General features: G+C 56.1%; 20 protein-coding genes. All 20 read right to left on the bottom strand.

Translation table 11 applies throughout. The features are described 5' to 3' along the window. Positions 1 to 18: 18 nt before the first annotated feature. The 20 genes from H8K04_04770 to H8K04_04675 all read right to left on the bottom strand — a co-directional run bounded on the left by H8K04_04770 (position 19) and on the right by H8K04_04675 (position 23,779). A complete protein-coding gene (locus H8K04_04770; protein UVT16871.1) occupies positions 19 to 813 on the bottom strand; it encodes a DUF3108 domain-containing protein in 795 nt (264 codons plus the stop codon). A gap of 20 nt (positions 814 to 833) precedes the next feature. Beyond that, positions 834 to 2,234, bottom strand: a complete 1,401-nt coding sequence (locus tag H8K04_04765) for a phosphomannomutase/phosphoglucomutase (GenBank protein ID UVT16870.1) — start codon at positions 2,232 to 2,234, stop codon at positions 834 to 836. Positions 2,235 to 2,307: 73 nt separating this feature from the next. After that, the gene (locus H8K04_04760; protein UVT16869.1) at positions 2,308 to 3,759 is read right to left on the bottom strand and encodes a mannose-1-phosphate guanylyltransferase/mannose-6-phosphate isomerase; all 1,452 of its coding nucleotides are present in this window, start codon (positions 3,757 to 3,759) and stop codon (positions 2,308 to 2,310) included. An 8-nt stretch (positions 3,760 to 3,767) separates the two neighbouring features. Next, complete coding sequence (locus H8K04_04755) at positions 3,768 to 4,250, bottom strand: HAD-IIIA family hydrolase (GenBank protein UVT17867.1); 483 nt, start codon at positions 4,248 to 4,250, stop codon at positions 3,768 to 3,770. A 156-nt stretch (positions 4,251 to 4,406) separates the two neighbouring features. After that, the gene (rfbD, locus tag H8K04_04750) at positions 4,407 to 5,258 is read right to left on the bottom strand and encodes a dTDP-4-dehydrorhamnose reductase (protein UVT16868.1); all 852 of its coding nucleotides are present in this window, start codon (positions 5,256 to 5,258) and stop codon (positions 4,407 to 4,409) included. Between the two features lie 85 nt (positions 5,259 to 5,343). Beyond that, positions 5,344 to 6,360 (bottom strand): dTDP-glucose 4,6-dehydratase, encoded by a 1,017-nt coding sequence (rfbB, locus tag H8K04_04745; protein ID UVT16867.1) that lies wholly within the window; start codon positions 6,358 to 6,360, stop codon positions 5,344 to 5,346. Beyond that, positions 6,361 to 7,101: an NTP transferase domain-containing protein gene (locus tag H8K04_04740; protein ID UVT16866.1), complete on the bottom strand. Its 741-nt coding sequence runs from the start codon at positions 7,099 to 7,101 to the stop codon at positions 6,361 to 6,363. A gap of 126 nt (positions 7,102 to 7,227) precedes the next feature. Next, positions 7,228 to 9,108, bottom strand: a complete 1,881-nt coding sequence (locus H8K04_04735) for a polysaccharide biosynthesis protein (protein UVT16865.1) — start codon at positions 9,106 to 9,108, stop codon at positions 7,228 to 7,230. Then, positions 9,105 to 10,202, bottom strand: coding sequence for a glycosyltransferase family 9 protein (locus H8K04_04730; protein ID UVT16864.1), 1,098 nt, complete (start codon positions 10,200 to 10,202; stop codon positions 9,105 to 9,107). The genes H8K04_04735 and H8K04_04730 overlap by 4 nt, the downstream gene beginning before the upstream one ends. A 36-nt stretch (positions 10,203 to 10,238) precedes the next feature. Further along, entirely contained in the window at positions 10,239 to 11,054 is an 816-nt protein-coding gene (locus H8K04_04725; GenBank protein ID UVT17866.1) for a glycosyltransferase family 2 protein, read from the bottom strand. Further along, positions 11,051 to 11,851 (bottom strand): glycosyltransferase family 2 protein, encoded by an 801-nt coding sequence (locus H8K04_04720; GenBank protein UVT16863.1) that lies wholly within the window; start codon positions 11,849 to 11,851, stop codon positions 11,051 to 11,053. The genes H8K04_04725 and H8K04_04720 overlap by 4 nt, the downstream gene beginning before the upstream one ends. Next, on the bottom strand, positions 11,848 to 13,083 hold the full coding sequence (locus H8K04_04715; GenBank protein UVT16862.1) for an O-antigen ligase family protein: 1,236 nt from the start codon (positions 13,081 to 13,083) through the stop codon (positions 11,848 to 11,850). The genes H8K04_04720 and H8K04_04715 overlap by 4 nt, the downstream gene beginning before the upstream one ends. An 81-nt stretch (positions 13,084 to 13,164) precedes the next feature. Beyond that, complete coding sequence (locus H8K04_04710; GenBank protein ID UVT16861.1) at positions 13,165 to 14,190, bottom strand: glycosyltransferase family 4 protein; 1,026 nt, start codon at positions 14,188 to 14,190, stop codon at positions 13,165 to 13,167. A 177-nt stretch (positions 14,191 to 14,367) separates the two neighbouring features. After that, a complete protein-coding gene (locus H8K04_04705; GenBank protein ID UVT16860.1) occupies positions 14,368 to 15,363 on the bottom strand; it encodes an NAD-dependent epimerase/dehydratase family protein in 996 nt (331 codons plus the stop codon). Further along, complete coding sequence (locus H8K04_04700; protein UVT16859.1) at positions 15,360 to 16,523, bottom strand: glycosyltransferase family 4 protein; 1,164 nt, start codon at positions 16,521 to 16,523, stop codon at positions 15,360 to 15,362. Before H8K04_04700 ends, H8K04_04705 begins: the two co-directional genes overlap by 4 nt. Then, positions 16,486 to 18,453 (bottom strand): asparagine synthase (glutamine-hydrolyzing), encoded by a 1,968-nt coding sequence (asnB, locus tag H8K04_04695; protein ID UVT16858.1) that lies wholly within the window; start codon positions 18,451 to 18,453, stop codon positions 16,486 to 16,488. The genes H8K04_04700 and asnB overlap by 38 nt, the downstream gene beginning before the upstream one ends. Before the next feature lie 88 nt (positions 18,454 to 18,541). Continuing rightward, complete coding sequence (locus tag H8K04_04690) at positions 18,542 to 19,381, bottom strand: glycosyltransferase (protein ID UVT16857.1); 840 nt, start codon at positions 19,379 to 19,381, stop codon at positions 18,542 to 18,544. Then, positions 19,378 to 20,514: a glycosyltransferase gene (locus tag H8K04_04685; GenBank protein UVT16856.1), complete on the bottom strand. Its 1,137-nt coding sequence runs from the start codon at positions 20,512 to 20,514 to the stop codon at positions 19,378 to 19,380. The genes H8K04_04690 and H8K04_04685 overlap by 4 nt, the downstream gene beginning before the upstream one ends. Before the next feature lie 250 nt (positions 20,515 to 20,764). After that, on the bottom strand, positions 20,765 to 22,273 hold the full coding sequence (locus H8K04_04680; GenBank protein ID UVT16855.1) for a hypothetical protein: 1,509 nt from the start codon (positions 22,271 to 22,273) through the stop codon (positions 20,765 to 20,767). A 27-nt stretch (positions 22,274 to 22,300) separates the two neighbouring features. Then, complete coding sequence (locus tag H8K04_04675; protein UVT16854.1) at positions 22,301 to 23,779, bottom strand: oligosaccharide flippase family protein; 1,479 nt, start codon at positions 23,777 to 23,779, stop codon at positions 22,301 to 22,303. Positions 23,780 to 23,943: the final 164 nt, after the last annotated feature.

The following is a 23,943-nucleotide window of genomic DNA, read 5'->3' as shown; positions in this document are numbered from 1 at the left end:
CGCGAACAACAACCGATATCAGCTTTGCGGAGCCGGTTTCCCATCCACCAGATCCGCCACGATTGACCCCAGCGTGACCTTCGCTTTCATGCGGAGCGGAGTCCTGTGCTCATCAGTCGTGACCCAAACACGGATGTTCCCCTGATTCATGAAGAGGCCATGGAACGGCATGATGACCAGCACCCGCACGGTCTCCGCCTTCCCCCACGACCCTTCAATAGTCTCAAGACCCTCTACGCGCACCTCCACAGGTCGATTCTTCTTGTCATGATACACGTTCATTTTCAGTGAGGCACCCGGTGTCGGCGGCAACACCGTACGCGTATAGTACAAGCATGAAATGATATCTTGAGTGCCGGCCGGAATGGGCAGCGACTCGGTGGTGCCTCCCCTGACCGCCGTGACCATCCCTTCCTTTTGATGGAATCTGTACTCGATATCCTCTTTCTTTTTTCCTTCGCGTCGGCGGAACGTCATGTGTTCCGGTACGAGCGCCTGCAGGTCCAGTTCCGACTCGACACGATTATCGACGGGGAAAAACTTCGTGATGAGCGGTGTCGATTGCGCCGTGCCCACCAACTTGGCGACCGTTTGCTCCTTCGTTCCTTCCATCCGCGCCACTTCCATCACGGCGATCGCCGCGGTAATATTGAGCCAGGACACCTCATAGGTCAGCCGTTCTCCAACCTGAAACGGGCGATTGGCTTTACCCTGAGGGTCTGCTCCGATGGAATCGGCTGAGAATGACAAGGCCAACACAGCGGTTGCCATCGCGGCATAACGGCACATGCGGAGAGTACCGCCATTCTGCATTGACGAGGTCTGGGCACCTGCTAGCACCCGAGGGCTCGTCTCGCCTCTGCGAGTTCATCTTCAATGAGCGCTCGAATGACATCGAGCTGGGCAGAAGATATCGCTTCAAATCTCAGCACTAAGGCCGGTTGGGTGTTGGACGCCCTGATGAGCCCCCATCCATCGTCGAATTTCGCACGGACACCGTCGATCGTGATGAGGCCCTGAAGGACAAGCTTGTGGGGCCCAAGGCTTTGCTTGGTCCTCAGGTATTCCTCAAATTTCATGCGAATCTGTTCAACGACATCGAACTTGACGGCATCGGGAAGGTCCACTCGTATTTCAGGAGTGACCACCGAGTGGGGAAGATCAGAGACGAGGGACGAAAGCGGCCGTTGCGCTTTGGCCAAGATTTCGATCAGCCGGCAAGACGCATAGACTGCGTCGTCATATCCGAAATACCGATCCGCAAAAAACATATGCCCGGACATTTCACCGGCCAATACCGCCGATTCCTCTTTCATCTTGGCTTTGATCAATGAATGCCCCGTCTTCCACATGATCGGACGTCCGCCCTGTTTGGCAATATCATCATACAGACTTTGAGAAGCCTTCACTTCCGAGATGACCGTGCTGCCGGGTTTCACGGCCAAGATATCGCGGGAGTAGAGAACTAAGAGGCGGTCGCCCCACAAAACATTGCCCTGCTCGTCGATGGCCCCGATGCGATCCGCATCCCCGTCATAACCGATTCCCACATCAGCCTGGTAATTCTTCACAGCCTGCATCAAGTCCGAGAGGTTTTCCAGCACCGTAGGGTCCGGATGGTGATTGGGGAAAGATCCATCCAGATCACAATACAATCCTGTCACCTTACACCCCAACAACTCGAGGGCTTGCTTGGCCACGAGCGAAGCCGCGCCGTTCCCGCTATCGATCACGACATGCAGCCGATGTGCGCTGACATGCGAAAAACTCTTCTTGAGGTGCGCCAGATAGTCAGGAATAATCGGGTGCTCTGAAAGACGACCTTCTCCCGGCACGAAGGTGCCTTGTTCCATCACTCGCCGAAGTTCCTGAATTTCCTCTCCATGGATGGCTGTTTTGCCGATACAGACCTTAAACCCGTTATATTCTGCCGCGTTGTGGCTTCCTGTGATCATGATGCCGCCGCCCACCGGCAGCGTGAACAAGGAAAAGTAGACCAGCGGGGACGTACAAATTCCGATATCGATCACGTCGAGCCCTCCGGCAAGCAGACCCTTGAGCAATGCCTTGTGGAGGACTGGAGAGCTTAATCGACCGTCACGCCCAAGACTGATCGTCTTCACTCCACGCACGCTGACATATGTGGAATAGGCTCGACCAAACCGTTCGGCCACCTCCTCGGTCAGTTCCCTGCCGACAATTCCGCGAAGATCATATTCCCGAAACAAACCCACGATCCCTCCTTCGTAAACTCCTCGGCGGACCCATACTTGGCGCGTTGGTGAGACCCGCCGACTCTTCCTTTCGTCAACTCATCGCTACCCGGCCGTAATCATCCTTGAACCGCACAATATCATCCTCACCGAGGTAGGGTCCGTTCTGCACTTCGATGATGTGAACGGTCTCCTGTCCCGGATTCTCTAAACGATGTTTGGTGTTGACCGGAATGGCCGTGCTTTCTCCAACCCTTAAATCGAACACTTCTTGGTCTCTTGTCACGCGCGCGGTGCCCGCGATCACGACCCAATGTTCGCTACGCTTGTGATGCAACTGAAGCGAGAGCCGTCCACCGGGGTTGACCGTCACACGTTTCACTTTGAACCCCGGACCTTCTTCCAGTATCGTGTACGAACCCCATGGCCGCTGAACCGTCAGGTGTTCTAGGTGTTCGGGTGCCTGCTGTTGCTTGAGTACATCGACGATCTTCTTCACGTCCTGCGCTCTTGACTTCGGACACACTAATGTCGCATCAGGGGTATCCACCACAACCATGTCTTGTAATCCGATCGTCGCGACAACACGCCGGTCCGCGTAGACAATCGAATGGGTGCTCTCAAGGTCGATCACTCGTCCGGTCAGGACGTTGCCGGCCTTATTCCTTTCCGCCACTTCGTCCAAACTGCCCCAACTCCCGACATCCGACCACTTGAAGGTCACCGGCACCACGGCCGCCTTCGACGACCGTTCCATCACACCGGTGTCGATAGAGACCGGCGTGATTTGTCGATACACGTCGTCTATCGACTGTTTAGACGCGCCGTCCTTCTTGAGTTTCCGAATGCGTTCCATTGAGGCCGCAATCGTGGGCTGATGAAGGGCAATCTCCTCCAAGATCGTCGCAGCACGCCAGACAAACATACCGCTGTTCCAAAAATAGTGACCTGCCTTGAGGTATTGGGTTGCCTTAGTCGCATTGGGCTTTTCCACGAATTTTTGAACAGGATGTCCCTTCAGCTTTCCCTGTTTGCCGAGCAGTACTTTGCCGTTCGGTTTGATATAGCCGTACCCCGTTTCCGGTCGAATCGGCTTGATCCCAAACGTGACCAAATAACCCTCCGCTGCCAATGTGGAAGCCAATTGAACCGCCGCCTCAAAATCCCGCTGCCCTGTTACCACATGATCGGCAGGAACGACCAGCATGAGACCATCAGGATCACGTGCCAACACTTCGATGGCGGCAAATGCAATGGCGGGCGCTGTGTTCCGTCCTTCCGGTTCCAAAAGGAATCCATCGGTCAGGTCGTCCTTCCAATCGGCCAATTGGCCACGGATGAGGTCGGCCTGCGCCGCATTCGTCGAGATCAGTACGTGAGCTGCGGGCGCACAGCCTGAGACGCGTCGCATGGTTTGCTGAATCAACGTATGCTCTCCCCCGATCCGCAAGAGCTGCTTCGGAAACAGATGGCGACTTAACGGCCAAAACCTGGTGCCGCTGCCCCCTGCCATGATCACTGGATAGAGATTGGATGTGCGCGCCATACCTTCCCTCAACGATTCTGTCTTGTGATGTTCGTCTCGCTACGAGAGTGGAGAATCATGTCCGCAAGCTCTCGGACCGCCCCCTCTCCACCCTTTTGGCGGCAGACATAGCCGACGATCTCCAACACTTGAGGGAGACCATCCGCGGGAGCCGCTGACAACCCCACGGCTTTCAACGCTTCGATGTCGTTCACGTCATCGCCGATATACGCAACTTGCCGGAGTGAGATGCCATGCCGTGTCGCCATGTCTCGAATCACCGACAATTTGTCCATCACCCCCTGATGAAGCTCGGGGATGGCGAGTTTTTCAGCCCGCCTGGCCACCAATCTGGTCCGTTCCTGCGTGACGATCGCCGTGATGAGTCCGGCCTTCTGCAGCAGTTTGATCCCCATTCCGTCGCGGGTATTGAACTTTTTCCATTCATCACCCGACTCAGAATAATACATGCCGGCATCGGTCAGCACTCCATCCACATCGGTTGCCAGCAATCGGATATTCCGCAGGAGACTCCTCGCGGGCTTTTGCCGAGTCTTGAGTTTCACCAGTGTTTCACAAGCAGAGGTTGCCTCCCCGGCAGCAATCGATCGCTATCTTAGCGAGTCTCTCGGCCATTGCAAAGGATTTTGGCCGGGATGAACGCTTGCTTATTGAGGGTCTGGGAGAGGGACCTGAACGTCCTTGGCAAATCGGGTCAATGCCTGGCGCCATTCAGGTAACGCGAAACCCAATGACACCAGCCGGTCCGCACTCAGCACAGAATAGGGTGGCCGCTTTGCGAGGCGGCCTGCCTGCTGGGTCGTGATCGGCAGGACAGAACAGGGGAGATCCATCTCGCGGACGATGGCCTGCGCAAACTCATACCACGTGCACTGTCCACGATTCGTGACATGGACGATTCCCTGCACATCCCGACCGGTAAGCGAAGCGACGACGGAGGCCAGGTCTTCGGCATACGTGGGGCATCCATACTGATCATTCACGACCTTCACGACCGACTCGCTTTGCGCGGCGCGCATGATCGACTTCACGAAATTCTTACCGACGGCGCCGTAGAGCCATGCCGTCCGGATGATAAGCGCATTGGCTCCCGATGTCAGAACAACTTGTTCTCCCTTCCATTTTGACAGTCCATAGTGATTGATCGGGCGAGGGTTATCGTGCTCACCATATGGTCTTTGCTGCTCGCCGTCGAACACATAGTCGGTGGAAATGTAGATCAGGCGGGCTCCAAGCCGAACGGCGGCCTTCGCAACCTGCTCCGTTCCCCTCGCGTTCACCGCCATCGCGAGGTCGGGGTCCCGCTCGGCCCCATCCACATCTGTGTACGCCCCCGCATGAATAATCAAATCCGGCGAGGCTTCAACGATTTCGTCATGAACCGTCAGCTGCGTGAGATCGAAGTCCGGCAAATCTTTGGTGATGACTGTTTCGGATCCGAGCGCCCTGCGGAGCACGGTACCCAGTTGCCCATTGGCCCCGGTGAGGAGAATTCGCATGGTGGCAATCGACTGGCTTGAAACTGCGATATAGGTGGAGTCTCGGACTGGTGTGACCGTCGGTTATTCACCAGGACTCGTCGTTCTAACTCACTTGCTGCAACCGTTTGCCGTACATCTGCTCATAGTACTTCCGGAACTCTCCGGATTTGATGGGACGCCACCAGGATGCATGCTCTTGATACCAACGGACCGTCGCGCGCAACCCTTCTTCGAACGGTACGGCAGGGCACCATCCCAGCTGCCGCAGTTTTCCACAATCAACGGCATAACGGCGGTCGTGACCGGGCCGGTCCGTCACAAAGCGAAGTAAGCTCTTCGGCTTGCCCAGATACGAGAGAATCTCCTCGGCAACCACGATATTTTCGCGCTCGTTTCCCCCACCGATATTGTAGACGGCTCCTGGTTCCCCATCAAAAAATGCCCGTTCGATCGCGGCACAATGATCTTCGACAGCAAGCCAATCTCGGCAATATCTTCCGTCACCGTACACCGGCAACAGCTGATCATCGATGGCGTTCGTCACGAAGAGAGGAATAAATTTTTCCGGATACTGATTGGAACCGTAGGTATTGCTGCCTCTTGTCACGACCACCGGAAATCCATAGGTCGTCCAATAGCTCAGCACAAGAAGATCCCCCCCGGCTTTGCTGGCTGAATAGGGGCTGCGCGGCGCCAACCGATCGGCTTCGGTCGACAGACCGGATTCGACGTTACCGTAGACCTCGTCGGTACTGACTTGTAGAAACCGCGCAACCCCGGCATGGCGCCCCTCTTCAAGCAACACGCCCGTGCCCACCACATCAGTGCGCGCAAAGCTACCCGGGTCAAGAATCGAACGGTCGACATGCGTCTCCGCAGCGCAATTGATGATACCTTCGATTTGATATTTGCGAATCACGGATGAAACCAGTTGCGCATCGCAAATATCGCCATGGACAAAGACATACCCCGGATGCCGGCTGACCGCGTCCAGATTCGTCAAGTTCCCCGAATAACGGAGGGCATCGAGATTGACGATCTGATGCTGGGACGACACCAGCAGACGTCGAACCAGATGAGAGCCGATGAACCCGGCGCCGCCGGTAACAAGAATGCGCATCTACGATTCCACTTGAAGGTTGTTTGCGCCGGTTTGGCCGACGAGCTGATTGGCCAGGTATAATGACTCGATGGTGCCGGCATCCGTCCACCATCCCTGAAGCAGATCCCATGTCAGCGTCCCGGCCTTGATATACGCGTTGTTGACGTCGGTAATCTCCAGCTCCCCTCTTGCAGAGGGCTTCAGTTCCCGGATGAACTCGAAGACGTGCGGATCATAAAAGTAAATGCCGGTCACGGCATAGGGCGACCGTGGCTCGAGCGGCTTTTCCTCGATTCTTACGACACGTTCTCTCTCCAAAACCGGCACGCCGAACCGTTGCGGATCTTTCACTTCTTTGAGAAGAATCTTCGCTCCCTTTCGCTGACTTCGAAAGCGGTCCGCCGCCATGGCGATGTTTCCCTGAATAATGTTGTCCCCCAACACGACGCAGATCGGTTCACCATCGGCAAAGTGCTCCGCCAACCGGAGGGCGTCGGCAATGCCTCCCTCACCCTCCTGATAGGTATAATTGAGATGTTGAAGGCCGAATTCTTTGCCATTCCCGAGCAGTTTCAGGAAATCGCCGGCGCTATTCCCCCCGGTGACCAACATGATTTCCGTCACACCCGCATTGACCAGCGTCTGAATCGGATAATAGATCATCGGCCGGTTATACACCGGCAATAGATGCTTGTTCGTGACCTTCGTGAGAGGCAATAATCTGCTTCCCAAGCCTCCCGCCAGCACGACACCTTTCACTGCCTCACCCTCCTATTCCCGTCGGGCACTTTCTGTTCTTATCGGTTGGCATCGGTTAAAACTGTAGAGGGTTCGATGGGCGCCAGGGGGCGTCGTGTCGACATGCAAATACTGCCGGCCCCCTGACTAGAGATTCGGACGAAAACTCGGGACAAGCCGCTTCAGGTCTCGGAGCAGCTCCTCTTCCTCGTATTTCGGCAGATTGGCCTGCAATGACTCCAACCATGCGCTCAGTTCGCCGACTGGGACAAGGGCTCCTGCGGCTCGATGGATCTTGGGATGAGCGGTCGCCTCAACCAGTTCACGTTCCTCAAAGAGTTCTTCATACAACTTTTCTCCGGGCCGTAGACCGGTAAAGATGATGTCGATATCCTTGCCGGGAACCAGGCCGGCCAACACAATCATGTTTCTGGCGAGATCGGCGATTCGGATTTGCTCACCCATGTCCAGGACAAACACTTCTCCTCCCCGTCCCATCACACTTGCCTGCAGCACCAGTTGCACCGCTTCTGGGATCGTCATGAAAAACCGCTTGATCTCCGGATGGGTCACCGTCACCGGTCCACCTTTACGAATCTGCTCGGTGAAGAGAGGGACCACGCTTCCATTGCTGCCCAGCACGTTGCCGAACCGCACGACGGTGAACTTCGTCAGTCCCGTATGGTTCAAATCCTGAAGCAAATGCTCGGCAATTCTCTTCGTGACTCCCATGATGCTCGATGGGTTGACCGCCTTGTCTGTGGAAATGAGAACGAAACGGTCGACGCCTGACTTCATGGCGGCTTCGGCAACCACACGGGTTCCTAAGATATTGTTGCGAATCGCTTCCTTTGGATTCAGTTCCATGAGCGGAACATGTTTATGTGCCGCTGCATGAAACACAATATCGGGACCGGTTTGGCGGAACACTTCCGATACACGGTCGGGCACCGTCACGTCCCCGATGCAGGGGAGAATCTGCGCTTCCGGAAAGGCCGCTCTCAATTCCAGCAAGAGCGCATGAAGGGCATTTTCATACCGCTCAAACAGCACCAAGGTCTTGGGCTTGTACTGTGAAATCTGCCGGCATAGCTCGGAACCAATCGAACCTCCCGCCCCTGTGACCAGCAATGTCTTACCCGTGATGAGCGGGTGCAGGTCCTGGCAATCAGTCTGGATCGGCTCGCGCTGAAGCAAATCGTCCAGACTCATCGGCCGTACTTGTTGCAACGAGACGGGGTCACCCAATAGCTGTTTGAGATTGGGTAAGGTCTTGATCGGGACAGTACACCCCTCCGAAGCCGCCAGAATTTTTTGCTTCACCGTGGTTGATGCGGATGGAATGGCGACGATGATCTCCTGGACTTCCAGCCGATCCGCCGCATGTCTAATATCGGCGATCGTACCCACGACGGGTATTCCATGGATCGACATCTTGCGTTTGATGGGATCATCATCCACAAACCCGACCGGCCGGCTGTTATAGTTGGCATCGGAAAGCATGTCTCTCACCAGCAACTCGCCGGCATTTCCCGCGCCGACGATCAGCACTCGCCGGGCGGTCGGATCGGCGATCCGGATCCATTCCCTGAATCCCCGCACCGCCAATCGTATGCCCGACAAATATAATCCGTTCAACAGGCCGGTCAGGACGATGACGGAGCGAGGATACTGGGTAATCCCGCCGATGAGATGGATGACTCCGTAAAAGGCCGCCGCACCGGTCAGGGAAGCCAGAAGAATTTTCCCTAGGTCGTAACTGCCGACATATCTCCAAAGCCCTCGCTGAATTCCAAATATCCATAAGCTGGAACCGAATATCAGCAGCACGGCGGGAACGTGATCCCACATGATCTGCCGATACTCGGGAGAAAGGTCGGCATCGAATCGCAGTGCAAACGCGGTCAGGTTTGCCAAGAGAATCAGAACCAACTGTGCGCCGATGACGAGAAATGACCGATACAGCAGCACCACGTTCCCGTATCGTCCGGCAATGGAGTGATACAGCTTGGCAGCCGACTGTTTCATGCGTACCTCGGGGTCGGGAGGAGGAGCGTTCGCTCGCCAAGGATGGTTTCAACGGCCTGAATGGCACGCTGCACGGACAGCTGCTGGAGGCAATCACTCAAACTGTTGATGTGGTGGTCGCACCCTTCAGCCAAGCAGGGCACACATTCCCCCTCTCCTTGGAGCAGAAACACATTTCCCTGTCGCTGCGAGCCTTGCCTGACCCACGGACTTTGCGTCGTGGGAAGGAAGTCCTTCGGCCACGGCCCCCACTTCACCGGATTTGACGGCCCAAAGAGCACGACGGTGGGAACCCCCACAGCAGCCGCCATATGACTCACGGCCGTATCCGTTCCGATATACAGAGCCGCGCGGTTTAAGAGACAACCAAGGGCCGGCAGTGCCACTCGGCCGACCAGATTCACGGCACCCGGCAACCCCTGGATGACTTGTTCGCAGTATGCCTCTTGACCTGACTCCACGCCTGTGACAACTACCCCCATCCCACGATCAATCAGCCACCGCCCAAGCGCCACCCACCCGGACACCGTCCAAGTCTTGTAGGCAAACTTTGGCGAAATATGCAACACGGCATATCGAGCATCCCGCATCTGAGGGAATATGCTCTGAACTGAATTTTCATCGTCTTGCGTCCAAGCCACAATAGGAGTTCCAAGAGGTTTGACTTTCAAGGACTCAAGCAACCGCAGATTCATGACGATCGTATGCGTCTGCAGGTTGTCAAAGGGAATCCATTCGTGGAGCAGGCGTTGTTTCCACCGTGATTTGTTGTCCGGCAAGAGAGTCCCAATACGGTATCGACCGGCCGCCCAAGCGTGAAAGGTGGGCCGATCACCTGCCAACACGGAAAGCGCGACATCATAGCGGCGCCACATCGAACGGAGTAATTTCAAATGCTTCCCAATCGTCGGACGTTCGGGAATAGTCCAAACTCGCCGGATATCCCTATTAGCCGACACGATATCTTGGGTCCCTTCGAACACCAGCATATCGACCATCAGGTTCGGCAACGCGGTCTTGAGGGAGCGCACGACGGGTGTCGCCAAGAGTACGTCGCCGATTCGACGCGTACAGACAATCAATGCGCTTCGCATCTCCCGATTCATGGAGCAATTAGGTATCGTGTCGCATCAGAGGCTAGCGTGCCGATCAAGTCCTATGGCGGCGCGCACCGCCGTCGATTGCAACAGCTCATCCAAACGTTTCTGATTGGTCGCAAGTTTCATGCGATCCTGTTCAGGGTGCCATAAATGAAATACTGTCGCGGCGAACCGTGCGTTCTTGTGCTTCACGCCGGCATGGAGAAGTCGAATGACCAGATCGGAATCTTCCAGCCCCCATCCCTCGTAGGACTCGTCGAGTCCATTCACACGGATCAAATCTGCGCGCCACGCGGAGAGATTGCAGGTCTTGATGCCTTTCCAACGACCGGGCGTCCATTTTCGAAACCCACCATCAGGTAATGTCATCAATGGAAGGACGCGATTGACTTCCCTTCGTGACCAGGAAAGGACCCACTCGATTCCGCCCCACGCATGAATCGGCAGCCGCTCGTGCACGACACGGTTCGTCAACTCGGAGGCAAGTAACACACGATTCGACCCGAGAAAGTAACCCGGTTCGGCGAGTCGCTTGTGGACACGCACGAAATGCCGGGAGGGAACACAATCTCCATCCGTAAAGATAATGTAGTCGGCGTTCGTCGATGCAACGGCCCGATTGCGAATCGCGGCGGCTCGAAATCCCAGGTCCTCCTGCCAGATATGCGCCAGCGAGAACGGTGCGCGCCGCGCAAACTGCCGAACGACCTCCGCCGTCTCTTCATTCGAACCGTCATCCGCAACGACCAGCTCAAAATCGTGATCGCTTTGGCCGCAATACCCTTCCAATACAGCCGCCAGCGCATCAGGACGATTGTACGTGGTAACGATCACCGCGGTTTTCATTTCGGAGGGGCGTGACCGGGTCGCCGAAGCGGCATCTGTTTGGGAGGCGGCCACATCTCCTGCTGTTCGAATCGCTTCGCATAGCGATAAAATGTTCCCTCAAAATTTCCGAAAGCGATGACGAATCCGGGCCAGCCGTCCAAAAATCCTCGCTTGACCACATAATGTTTGAGAAATGACCAGAGGCCGTGAAACAGGGCCGCTCCCATCGACACGCGTCGATCGGCAAGCTTCAGCGCTCCAAGCGACGAATAGCGGTTGGCCTTCTTGACGACCTCTTCAAAGTCCTTGAAGGGGATCTGCCAAATCGCATGCGTCAGTCGTCCGACCGGCTTGGCAGTCAAGAGTTCGTAGCCTTCGTGGACCGGAGATTCCGCATATTTCATGGCCCCTTTCCGAAACAACTGCGGTTGGCGGAAATTCGGATACCAGCCGGAATGTGTGATCCAACGTCCCATGAAGTAATTCCGCCTCGGTACCAGATAGGCGTCGTGTATGGGAGTATCAGCAAGAACCGTGAGGATCTCATCCCGGACTTCAGGTGTGCACCGTTCATCCGTATCGAGGCTGAAAATCCACTCATGCGTACAGACCTCGATGGCTTGATTTCGTAGATGGCCGAAACCCTGAAACGGAATTTGGACGACACGGGCTCCCAAGTCCTGCGCGATCCGAGCCGTCTCATCCGTACTGGCAGAATCGACCACGATGATTTCATCCGCCCATAACACGCTATTGATGGCATCGGCAATCTTCATTGCCTCGTTGTAGGCGATGATATACGTCGAAAGAGTCATGTCTTCGTATCGAGTTGTGGGGCAATCCCGGAATACATCAGCCCGGAGAACCAGCAGTAAAACAGTTTCTCCGTATGATCGACGAGGAAAGGGTTGAAAAAGCATCCGACCGCGATGGTGACCACCAGTCCTCTGGCAAGCAGCCCATACGCTGCATCACCAACCAAAGGTGTCGAGCGCCACTGTTGTACAAACAACCAGAGCAATAAGCCGAGTCCGACTATTCCTACTTGCGCCATGATAAAGAGGTATTGATTGTGGGGGTGGGGAGGTACTGCCATGCCGGGTTGTACCGCACGCGAGCGGTACGCTTGGACAAACCCTCCGGTGCCGACGCCCATCAGAGGGTGGTCCCGAATAATCTCGGCCGTATGATAGAAGAATTCCAATCGCCAGCCTACCGGATCGGCAGCCGCCACCTGGGGATTCCATTGCGTGGTCCCGGAGACGACGAGTTCCACCCGTTGATGGAAAGAAGACGAAACCTGATATGCCGCCGAAAATGCCAGGCATAAGCCCACGATCGCCGCGAGCATGCCTCGCCATCCGAAGTACATATGAAAAGCCATCACGGCAAGTCCGGCCAACACCACATACCCGGTTCGGCCCTGCACCATCAATAACACATTACCCGCGGCCAAGACTGCGGCGCCTCCCAACCCCCATCGCACCCACCTCTGTGAAGATTTCCAAGCCAACACGGCAAACAACAACGCACCGAAGGCCATCAGCACGTTATGCGTCGTATGCTTTTTGAATACGCATGGGTTGAACCGATCACAATTGAGCGCCTGGCTCCCTGGAAGAAACCCCACACTTAAGGCAAGGGACAGCAGCAGCGTCACCATCAACGATGCCGTAAGCGCAAGGAGCGCGCGATTTCGCTCGTGAATGTCAACCGCCAGCGAAATCAACAGAGGAATCAGCAGCAGATCGGCATACTTCTTTACGGCCAGCACTCGCTCTTCCAGAGAACCCATTCCCCATAGAGACCCGGCCAACAACCACACGAACAAGAGCAAGGCGCTCACTGCCACCGGATTCGCCGTGATTCGACGGATTCGTTCCCGCCACTCTCCACTTGCGAGCCAACACACAACCAGCAGGGCGACAAGAATACCGTCCGCCGACACCCAGATCGGTACGGTGAAGCCGAGGGCGGTTGTTGTCCAACCTGCCACCCGCCTTGCTTCCATCTGCAGGCGGCCGATCCCCCAAGGGGACAACTCCATGCCCTCCCCCATACCCGAAACCCTCTTTGAAACGGACATAATTACTCTGGTCGAGGCAACACGAGGCGAAGCACGATCACGCTACACTTCGACGGTTACTTTGGCAGAATCCTGTGCCGGCACAGGGACGGGATTGCAGTCATTTGTGATCTGCGGATCTCGGGCGGGATGAGAGTCGTTTCGCTTCTGCTCCAACCTATTCACCAGTTTCCCCAGTACGAAAAACATGATCAGCCATGTACCAAGAATGAGCAACCGCCAGTTTCCGCTTGAATGATGGTAGAGAATTGCCAATCCCCCACAGGTAATCATGACTCCATACTCTGCGAGCACAGTCCGGCGATGGCTCCATCCGCATAGCACCACCCGTTGATAGTAATGCTCGCGGTGAGCCTCCCAGATCTTTTGGCGACGGACTGCCCGCCGGATCAAAGTCACGGTCGCATCGATAATGAAGGGGGAGAAGACAATGATCGGCACCCAAAAATCGAACATCTTGACTTGCATTCCAAGTAACATCAATGTTCCCGCCAAGAAACCGACCGTGATACTCCCGGCATCACCCATGAAAATACGCGCCGGCGGGAAGTTATGAGCGAGGAATCCCAGCGCACTCATCGCGACGAACGAGGCGATGATGAGCATGATCGGGAAACTGGCCTCCCACGCGAAATAGGCAAGAAAGCCGAACCCCCAAAACGTCATCCCGCCCGCAAATCCATCCATGCCATCCATAAAGTTATAGAGGTTCGCCATCCACATCAGCATGAGGGCGCTGACTGGAATCGCTGCCAGTCCTAGATGGATCACCAGCACTTCAGGTATGGGAATGGATGACATCGTCAGTCCGACACCGCCGATAATGATAGAAGCAGAGACTGCTTGCACACCCAGGCGGAGGCTTGCGGGGAGACCGACACAATCGTCGATGAAGGACACAATGAAGATCAGGAGCATCGAAGCCACGATCCAGACACTTCCCGAGGCCACTCCCTTTGGGAGCACGGCTTTCGTGGGTTGTGCAATGGCAAGCATGCTTGCGGCTGCAATAAGACCGATCACCACACTGGCAACGATGGCCAACCCTCCGGTTTGCGGAGTCGGCATGGAATGCAATGTTCGCTCATTTGGGTGAGCGAGTATCGAAAGAAAGGATTTCGGCGAACACAAGCTTCGCGTGATCCACCACGCCGAGAGAAAAGCCACAACCGCTGGAAACAAGACCATTATGATTTGCATGGTTTCCGTCTTATCGGGTCACACTACTCTCCGTGCTTGACTTTCTCAAGATCCGGCGCCGGTTGTCCCGCGGTAGAACGCAATCAGTTCGGGAACCGCCTCCTTGAACGAGTGCGTCGCCTTGTACCCTAATTCATGTGTGATGGCGGTGGAATTGAACCACGCACACCCGATGAGCTTTGCCAGACGTTCGGTCGTCAGGGGAGTATGCCGTCCGATGATCCCTTTGAGCAAGTCTCCACATCGCGCCCCTCCTTTGAGCACCCAGAGCGGAACCCGCCATCGCGGGGGAGCCTTCCCCAATCCGGTTCGCAGCCAGTCATACAGATCGGTCACACAATACGGCTGGGCGTCGGCGACGATGTATGCCGCTCGCCCGATACTCGGCGCTCGGAGGCACAGCAATACGGCCTGGACGAAGTTGCCGACATGCAAGAGGCTTCGGACCGCTGGGAGGCGAGGCATCGCAGGAAACCGTCCACGATCAATCGCTTGGATCATTTGAAAGAGGTTACCTTTGTTCGTCGGTCCATAGACCATGGGAAGACGGAGCGACACGGCGGTGAGACCATGTCGGGCGCCATATGCAGAGACAAGTTGTTCGGCGCGCCATTTTGACCGGCCATAGGCTGTCTGTGGATCGGGAGTCCGTGTTTCATCGATACATCCACTTGTCTCTTCGCCGAAGACTTTGACTGAACTCGCAAACACGATCCGCCGGACACCGGCCTCGACTGCCGCATCCAGGATGTGCTTCGTGCCTGTAACATTGACGGCTTCATAGTCATGTTCGAACCCGGCATCATCGAGCGCATGAACCTTGGCCGCCAGATGCACAATGGCGTCACAGCCGCCGGCTATCTCTCTGACCGGCTGAGAATCCCGGACGTCTGCCACGACGGTTTCGACTCCTGGCCACGATGAGATGGATTCCGTTGCGTCGTGAAGGAGCGCCCGAACTTGATAACCAGACCGGGACAGTTCTTTGACGACGGACGATCCGAGAAACCCTGATGCCCCTGTCACCAACACCTTGGTCATGCATACCCGTTCAATTGGTCCATCGTTGAAACGGCCTTCAACTGTTCTCGGTACAGATTCAGCATCTGCCCTGCGATTTCCGGAACCGACCATTCGGCGACGGCCAGTTCCCGGCCTCGGCGGCCCATTGCCCGGCGACTCCGGCCGTCGGCCAAGAGTTCCTCAATCGCCGCCGCCAGCGCCACAGAATCTCTCGGCGGAACCAGAAGACCATTGTCACGGTCTCTGACGATATCCCGGCAACCCGGCATATCCGTTGCCACAATCGCCCTGCCACAAGCCGCCGCTTCTAGGAGCACTTTGGGAAGCCCTTCTCCATAATAGGAGGGCAGCACAACGAGAGTGGCGGCCCCATACACCGACACCATATTCTCACGGTGTCCCCACCATTCCACCACTCCTTCCTGTACCCATCCGGCAAGCCGTCCCTGAGGAATCGCAGCAGGATTATGTTCATCACATCGCCCAACGAGGACATATCTCGCCGTGACGCCTTTGCGTTTCAAGTCGCGAGCCGCCTCAACAAACTCTCCCACTCCTTTGTCCCATAACATCCGGGCCGGAAGGAGAACGATCGGGATACCGGACGGTTCCGGTTGTACAGAATACAACTCGACGTCGATGCCGGAGCCCGCAACGATCCTCGTGCGCGAGACAGGAATCACTCCTTCTCTGACAAGCCGGTCCTGATCATCGCGGTTTTGGACCAGGACGGTTGAGCGCCCCAAATGGAGCACAGCCTTCAGCGCCGTCTTCACACACCAGCGCAGCAGCCGACTCCGGTCCTCGACAAAGGCATACCCGAGACCGGCAAATGCATTGATCACCCCGGGAACTCGAGTGACCCACGCAGCCAGGGTTCCATAGAGAATCGGCTTCATGGCAACATGGTGAACAACAGTGGGTCTGACACGGCGATACAATCGCACCAGTTCGACGATGGCGATCAACTCGCGAAACGGATTGTGGCTCCCACGGACCATTCCCAGCGGCATGAGCTGAAACCCTTGCTCTCTGATTCGCTCGCCATGATCGGTCACACGCGTCGCGACGACGACCTCATATCCTGCCTCTTGCGCGGCCCGCGCGAGATCGGCGCGATGAGACCAGAAATACCAGTCCTCAGTGATGAGATACAGCAGGCGCGGGCGGTCGCTCATGAGCACTCAGCCAAGATTGAAACATCAACACGTTCCAGAGCCAGTATTGCCAATTGCGCCGACCCGAGAGATGTTCTCGCCATTTCGCTCGAATCGGAACCGGATCCAAGTATCCCTCACGTCGGAGCCGCGACTCATCTAACAACGCTTCGGCCCAGTCCCTCAAGCTGCTTCTGAGCCACGAGTCCAACGGCAGAGCAAAGCCCATCTTGGGCCTTTCGACGAGTTGCTTGGGCACATGGCGGTACAGGACCTGCCGGAGCAGCCACTTCCCTTCACGCTCAGTTCTGATCTTCATCGAAACCGGAAGAGTCCAGGCAAACTCCACCACCCGATGGTCGAGCAGGGGCATCCGTGTTTCGAGACTGATCGCCATCGCCGCCCGATCGACCTTGGCCAGGAGATCGTCCGTGAGATAGCCCACCAAATCGTGGAACATCATTTCTTCACTGAAGTCCTGCTTTCCCAACTGCCGTGCTTGGCCGTCGGCCCATATGTGTTCCTCTTGGGCGCCGAGAACCAAGGAGGCCGGTTCTCGATCTTGCGAAACCAAGCGCCGATACAGCTCTGTTCGGCTGTCGACATCGACGATTTCAGCAAATTTTCGGATTTTGTCGCCAAGCGTCGGGATCCGCAATGATGCCGGAAGACCAGGCCGCAATATTCTGCCGTACCGGTCCCACTGGTCAGGTGACAGGACGGTCATGGCGCGAGCCATCATAGCCCGCATGGATCTCGGCAGGCGCGCGATCCGCCGCCAGATTAAACGCCCCCAGAAATACCGATTGTATCCTCCAAACAGCTCGTCACCCCCGTCCCCGGAAAGTGCCACCGTGACAGACCGCCTGGCCAACTGGGCGACAAGGTGAGTTGGAATAGCGGATGGATCGGCGAAGGGCTCGTCATACATCGACGGCAAGAGCGGAATCACTGCTAGCGCGTCGGCGGGGCCCACGTAGAGTTCGGTATGCTCGGTTCCCAAGTGTGCCGCGATGGCTTTCGCCCGAGGCGCCTCATTGTATTCGTCTTCGAGAAAGCCGATCGAAAAAGTCTTGATCGGCCGGGATGACTGCGCCTGCATCAAAGCCACCACGGTCGAGGAATCGACGCCGCCCGACAGCAAGGCGCCGAGCGGCACATCGGCCAGCATCTGTCCGCCGATTGCGCGATGTAAGAGCCGGGACAGTTCATCCGTGGCCGTCTCATCGGTCCAATCAAACCGCCGGTTCTGTTCCGCAATCGTCACCGCAGACCAATAGGGCTTGGGCTCCGACCAATGCTCCGCCGAATCCATGGCTGAGATCATCACATAGCTTCCCGGCAAGAGTTTCCTGATCCCGACATAGATCGAGTGGGGTAATGGCACATAGGCATAGCGCATAAAGCACGCCAGAGCGCCCCGATCGATCTCGCCGGTCCAGTCCGAATGGACTTCCAAAGCCTTCAGCTCCGAGGCGAACATGAACGTCCCGTTACGCCATCCATAGTAGAGCGGCTTTTCACCGATGCGGTCACGAGCCAAGATCAAGCAGCGCTCCACCCGATCCCACAGAGCTACGGCAAACATACCGACACTGGTTTGGAGAGTTTTTTCGACACCCCAGGTCTCAAAGGCCGCCAGCAGTGTTTCAGTATCCGAATGACCGCGCCACGGCACACTTCCAAGCTGTTCGCGGAGGTCCATATGATTGTAGATTTCACCGTTGAACACGATCACATATCGACCGGAAGTCGAGTGCATCGGTTGGTGACCGGCGGGAGAGAGATCCAGGATCGACAGCCGGGCATGACCCAATCCAATGCCTACAGACGGATCGCTCCACACACCTGAATCGTCAGGCCCGCGATACCGAATCGCCCTGACCATCGCGGAAACAAGACGGTTCGGTTCAGATTGTCTGCGCGTTAGAACGCCGGCTATGCCGCACATCTATGGCACTCTACCAACCGGGGGGCAGCCTTTCCTGACTGAAGAGAACAGCGTGAGGGTAGAATCCGCAGCACGAGCATGGATCCCTTTAGAGCATTCGAGAACGAAGCCAGCGCAGCCTGTTCACAAGATCGGCCGCGAGAGATTCGCCGAACATATCGCTCGCTTTTGTTCTCAGATACGCTTTCATGAATGTCCATGCTCGAATAAAAAGATGCGGCCGCAATCCGTGCTTCTGCTGTGCCAGTCGTGTCTCGACGAAAATTTGCATGCCTCGTCGCGCTTGGCTGCTCATTCCTCCCGCCCGCATGCCCACGACAAACGGTCCGTCGATGAACTGTGCGTCACCATCCTTCAACTCCCGCAGCAGCCATTCGTAGTCGCCGGAGATGCGGAACGATTCATCGAATAGCCCGTGTTCGGCAAAGAGCGAGCGATGGCACAAGAGTCCGGGATGCGGAAGAACCATACGATTCCGGAATTCATCGCGGATCTCCTGCCACGGCCTCCCGACGGTCTCGATCACTTCCCCGTGAGCTGAGACGAATCCAACCCGCCCGTATATGATGCGCTTGCGGGGGAACACCTGATCCCCCTCCCGGACTAAGCGCTCAAGGGCATCGGGCGCCCAAAGATAGTCGTCGGCACCAAGAAACGCGATCCAGTCGCCACGCGCACGGGCGAGCGCTTTGTTCCACGCACTGTACACTCCCGCGTCCGGCTCTGATATCCAGTACGAGAGCTGGTCGGCATTACGCCGGAGGATATCCACCGTTCCATCGGTGGACCCCCCGTCGATCACGATCAATTCACGCGACACATATGTTTGAGCCGCGACGCTGTCGAGACATTTGGCGATTGTCGGTGCGGCATTATAGACCGCGACGATGAGGGTAGCCCGAGGCGCTTCGGCTGTTGCGGCATTCATGGGCGCACGGCCACAGTAGGAGTGGGAATCGACTGCCCGGCTGATTCTGCAGAGACGAAGGCCTTGAACAGCTTCAGATACTCAGGGACGTTCGACAGCGGGTGCCGGACCAGGATCTTCCGTCCGGCCTGCCGCGTCAACTGGCTCATGAGGCTTTCCGTGTTTCTCGGTTGATAGAAGTGCAGCTTGCCGCTGAATCGGCCGGTCTCAAAAAAACAGGTCTCCGCTTCGGCCCCTCCCGGGACGATGACCTCACACCCGGCATAGAGCCCTTCGTATATCGTTCTTCCGACACAGGGATACGCTTCCCCACGAAGCACATAATCCACTATGGCGTAAATCTTCTCAATTTCGGGCTGCTCGCCGAGGAAGCGAATGCGCGCATCGCCCTCCGCATAACGTTTGCAGGAATCTACATAGCCCTTATCCCCGTTCCCCACAATTAACAACATGACGTTTTCGTTTGCAAATCTGCGGAACGTCTCGATGACGAATTGCGTGCCTTTGTTCTCCGAGAGCTTTCCAATGATGGCGAACACGACCTTATCCTGGTACGCTCGACCATGATTCATCCCGTATGAGTCTACCGGCGTCATGTCAAACGGATTATTGAGAACGATGCTGTTGGGCAACGACAAGTGTTGGAATGGTTGCTTCGTCGCCTCATCGATAAAAATCACTCCGCGCGCTTGGCGCAGCGCGGTGCACACCATGGGATTGGTCCCGTCATAGATCTCTCTCACATGGATGAAGAACGGATAGGCCGGATCAACCAGCCCGAAAAGAGACAGCGAATTCAGGTGAATCATATCGTACTGTTCTGTCTCGAGAAGTCTCGTCACGGCCGGACGCTGCGCCCGCCACAGCATGGCACGAGCCGCCATGCTGACAGCCGAGCGCGCTTGACGCGTATCTTTGCCTCGATAGATACGATCGAATGGCAAGAAATAGCGATAAATACGTCTAAGATGGTCTCCAAAACGTGCATGAAGGTCCGCAGCTGAGACATTGTCGACGAAACGCCGGCTGACGATGAGATCCGCTACTTCTCCGGCGAACCCTTTGACGACCGGCTGCAGACTTCGCGACGCCCCGTACAGCCCCGCATCATGAGTGACGAACAGAACCTTCATCTGTCCATGATCGGCACCTGCTGCACCGCCGTTACAGCTCGTTCAAGAGCTCTGCGATGACACGACCGGCCTCGCGATTGCCCGCAAGGCTCCACCGTCCTGCCTTTAGGGGATTGGGCACGCAAGTTCCCTCTCCGACAATGGCGCCAATGAGCGACAACGGAAGCGCGGCGTGACACCGAAAAAGAAAAGCGCAAACGAATCTCGGTTGTGATGGTCCAGACAGTGATCGACACCGGCCATCATCATGTCACACGACCCCCACTAGTCGGTCCAACACGCTATAGGACATTTTGACCTGCTCGGACCCTTGCGCGGCTATCTGCTCCATTGCACCCCTGAGGTTCCGCTGCTTATCAATAGCCATCAGAAGATCCTCATGCGTTCCTGCATATATGAGTACACCTTCTTTCTCTTGATTCAGAAAAAGTTCTTGCCCGTAGCGACTGCATACGACCGACCTAATGCCGAACTCATACGCCTCTAACACGGTGGAAGAGGAGTGTGTTACATGCACGGTCATATGCTGCAGGAGGGCATAGAGTGGTAGATCTGTCGCCATGTCAACATCCACGTTAGGGAAATGGCCGAACATTTTTCTGACTTTTTTTCTCTCTTGCAGCATCGAGGGGTGCAACCGGAACCACCATTGATAACTGTCCACGGTGCTCTCAATTGCGCGTGACAGCATTCGCGTAAATTCATCCGTCAGCAATCCCCACTGCAATGTGACGAGAATCTGCTTGTCGGCTCCCAACGCGACTACCTTTTTTCGCACCAGCTCATCGCATTCGCGTACAGACGACAGACTGTTTGACCTGCAGAGATTGAGGAACAAATTCCCCCCCACCACAGGCCGATGCGCGCCCCCGGTGCCCTCCGCCCACCTTTGAATGACAGCCACCTCGTCGTCGGTCCAGCACCAAAAGTGCGTCGGCAGAAGCTCATAGCCTTGCGCGGGAACTTTGGTCCAATTGCCGTAGGCGCGATGCATGGCCCCCTGCGTTCCATGCTGAAGATCGATCGTCGAGATGCCGTTTCGCTTACACGCCAGCAGCAGTCCATACCCCACGAGCCAATAGTACGCGACAAGGAAGCAGATTCTCGGTCGGACTTGCTCCAGCAGACGCTCGAAATAGCGGGAAAACTCGACGACCAACGAAACATGATGGCGAACGCGATCAAGCTTCGGGACAACGGCCGGGGCAACCTGTCCCAACCTCTCGAAGGCTGACTCAAATCCAGGCAGGCGTTCCACCGGTCGGCGGTTATTTCGGAAGATCGTGTGCTTTATTTGTATCCAGTCCAACTGCGGTTGGATAAACCTGGATGGAGAGAATCGCGGAACAAGAAATCGGTCAAGAGGAGTCAGCATGAGCGAAGAGATGTTGCGGGAATCCAAGTAACTTCGGATGGGGTCGCAAAACCGTTCGTAATACTTCCCTTGAAGAGCCGTAAACGCCACCCCGCTCGTGAGAAAGAGCGCCTGCGCTTTCCCGATGTCCGCATGCCCTTCCCTTCGGTCCAGCCAACTCGCAGCGGAAAACGCCCCCCAGCCCCTCAAGCAGGCAGCCCCCCTTCTCCAAACATGAGAAGCTCCGGATAGATCGGATCTCGTCGATTGATGAGTCTTAAAGAGATCCGTACCGAGCTGGATTCGGATGAGAGGCCACACGTGTATTCCATCAATCGTCCATTGTTCCACGGGCGCAGCTGCTTCGATCTCGACAATTTGATCGACGATCTCGGACGCTTTCATTTTCTACACCACCGATCGTTTACCGTCTCAAGCAACCTTCAGGGCTCCGAGCATGTCCCGTGCCGCCGTCATTCCACTCCGCATGAGATAGAGAGGATCACGCCAGACCGATTGACCGATGACCAAGACGAGCGCGCACAGAACCATCATCTTTTCCAAGGCGGCTATAAAAAGATTCTCGGAGCTCGCAACATCAACCATGAGGACAGCTGCCAGACATATAAGAGGGATGAGAGCGATCTGCAGGTAGTTCCACGTCACCGGATCATGTCGCCGCCCAATTACGGCAACGATCAAGGCTATTGCGATCTTTGCCAAGAGGGCGGCCACTGCCGCGCCTATCAGTCCGTATAGTTTGACCAGCGCGTAGTTCAGGCCGATGTTGAACGCCGCCCCACTTAACGTCGCGACCGCGATAATCTTCGTGAGGTGAACATTGAAGAAGAAAATGTTCACAAACAGATAGTAGATTCCGGATGCGACAAAACTGAACGCGATCCACGGAACAGCTGCATAGCTGTCATGAAAGGCGGGCGCCGTAAGCAACGCGACCGCTTCCTTGGCGAACAAGGATAGCGCAGAGGCCGCCAAGCTGAGACCGGCGATCATCATCAACCCTATTTTCGCGAGTTCGTCGAGTCTGTGGCGATCACCTGCTTGCAAAGATTCCATGGCCACCGGCCCATAGGCCCGATTCATGCCATCCGCCATGAATGCCATGACTCCGCCAAACGAGGCGCCGATATTGTACAGCCCTGCAGCGGCCGTGCTGACCATACCGTTGATCATAATTCGATCGAACGACGCCGTGACTTGAGACGCCACCGTATGCGGGATCAATGGGAGACAGTAGCGCAGCGCACTACGAAGATGCTCGGGTTTGAAACAGACCCGATACTCGTGTCTCAACAAGTACAAAGATAGGATGCAGTACAATGCCGCAACGAGTAACCCCGCGAGGAGCGGCCCTCTGGCATCCCATTGCATCAGCACGACAAAAGCAATCACCAACATCACCGTCAAGCCGAACTGCGCGAGGCTATGGAAGGCATACCGCTTGACCTCTTGCCGGGCTTGCAGCATTGCCATGAAGATAAGCGATACGGGTTGAAAGGCGGCTGTGGCTATCCCCAAGACGACATACGGCCAGAACGGAACGGCTCCATAAACGGGAGCCAATACCCATTCACCGACGGCTAAGAGAGCGATCGTGAATCCCGATGCCGTCATTAATGAAGTGACGAGAACGGTACCCAAGAAGTCTTTCAGCACTTCCGGGGAATCACGATACAGGAAGTAATACCGATTGACCGCCCCGTGCATCGAGAGAGAACAAAACACGACCAGAAACGTGCTGAGCGCGCCCACGACCGCGAGAACACCGTAATCCTCAGGAGTGAGAAATCGTGTGTACAGAGGCAGCAATAGAAAGGCGATTCCTCGTTGCAACAGCGTTGTCGTTGCATAGATGAAGGAACTGCCGGCGACCCGCTTTACGAGGGACATTGTGGCAAGACCGCTCGATTCAGAAAAGAACTCGCAGGCACGGTTGTGAACCGCAATGAAGAACGATTCTTAAGGCCGAGGGAGACCGATGAATCGCTGCGCTGGGATGATCTGAGTCAGGATAAATGTAACGTTCAACGCGATTGGTTGTGACGCTGAATCGG

This window comes from Nitrospira sp. (genome assembly GCA_024760525.1).
GTDB lineage: Bacteria > Nitrospirota > Nitrospiria > Nitrospirales > Nitrospiraceae > Nitrospira_D.
Note: the sequence above shows the minus strand (reverse complement) of the source record. Positions and strands in the feature narration are given on the sequence as shown.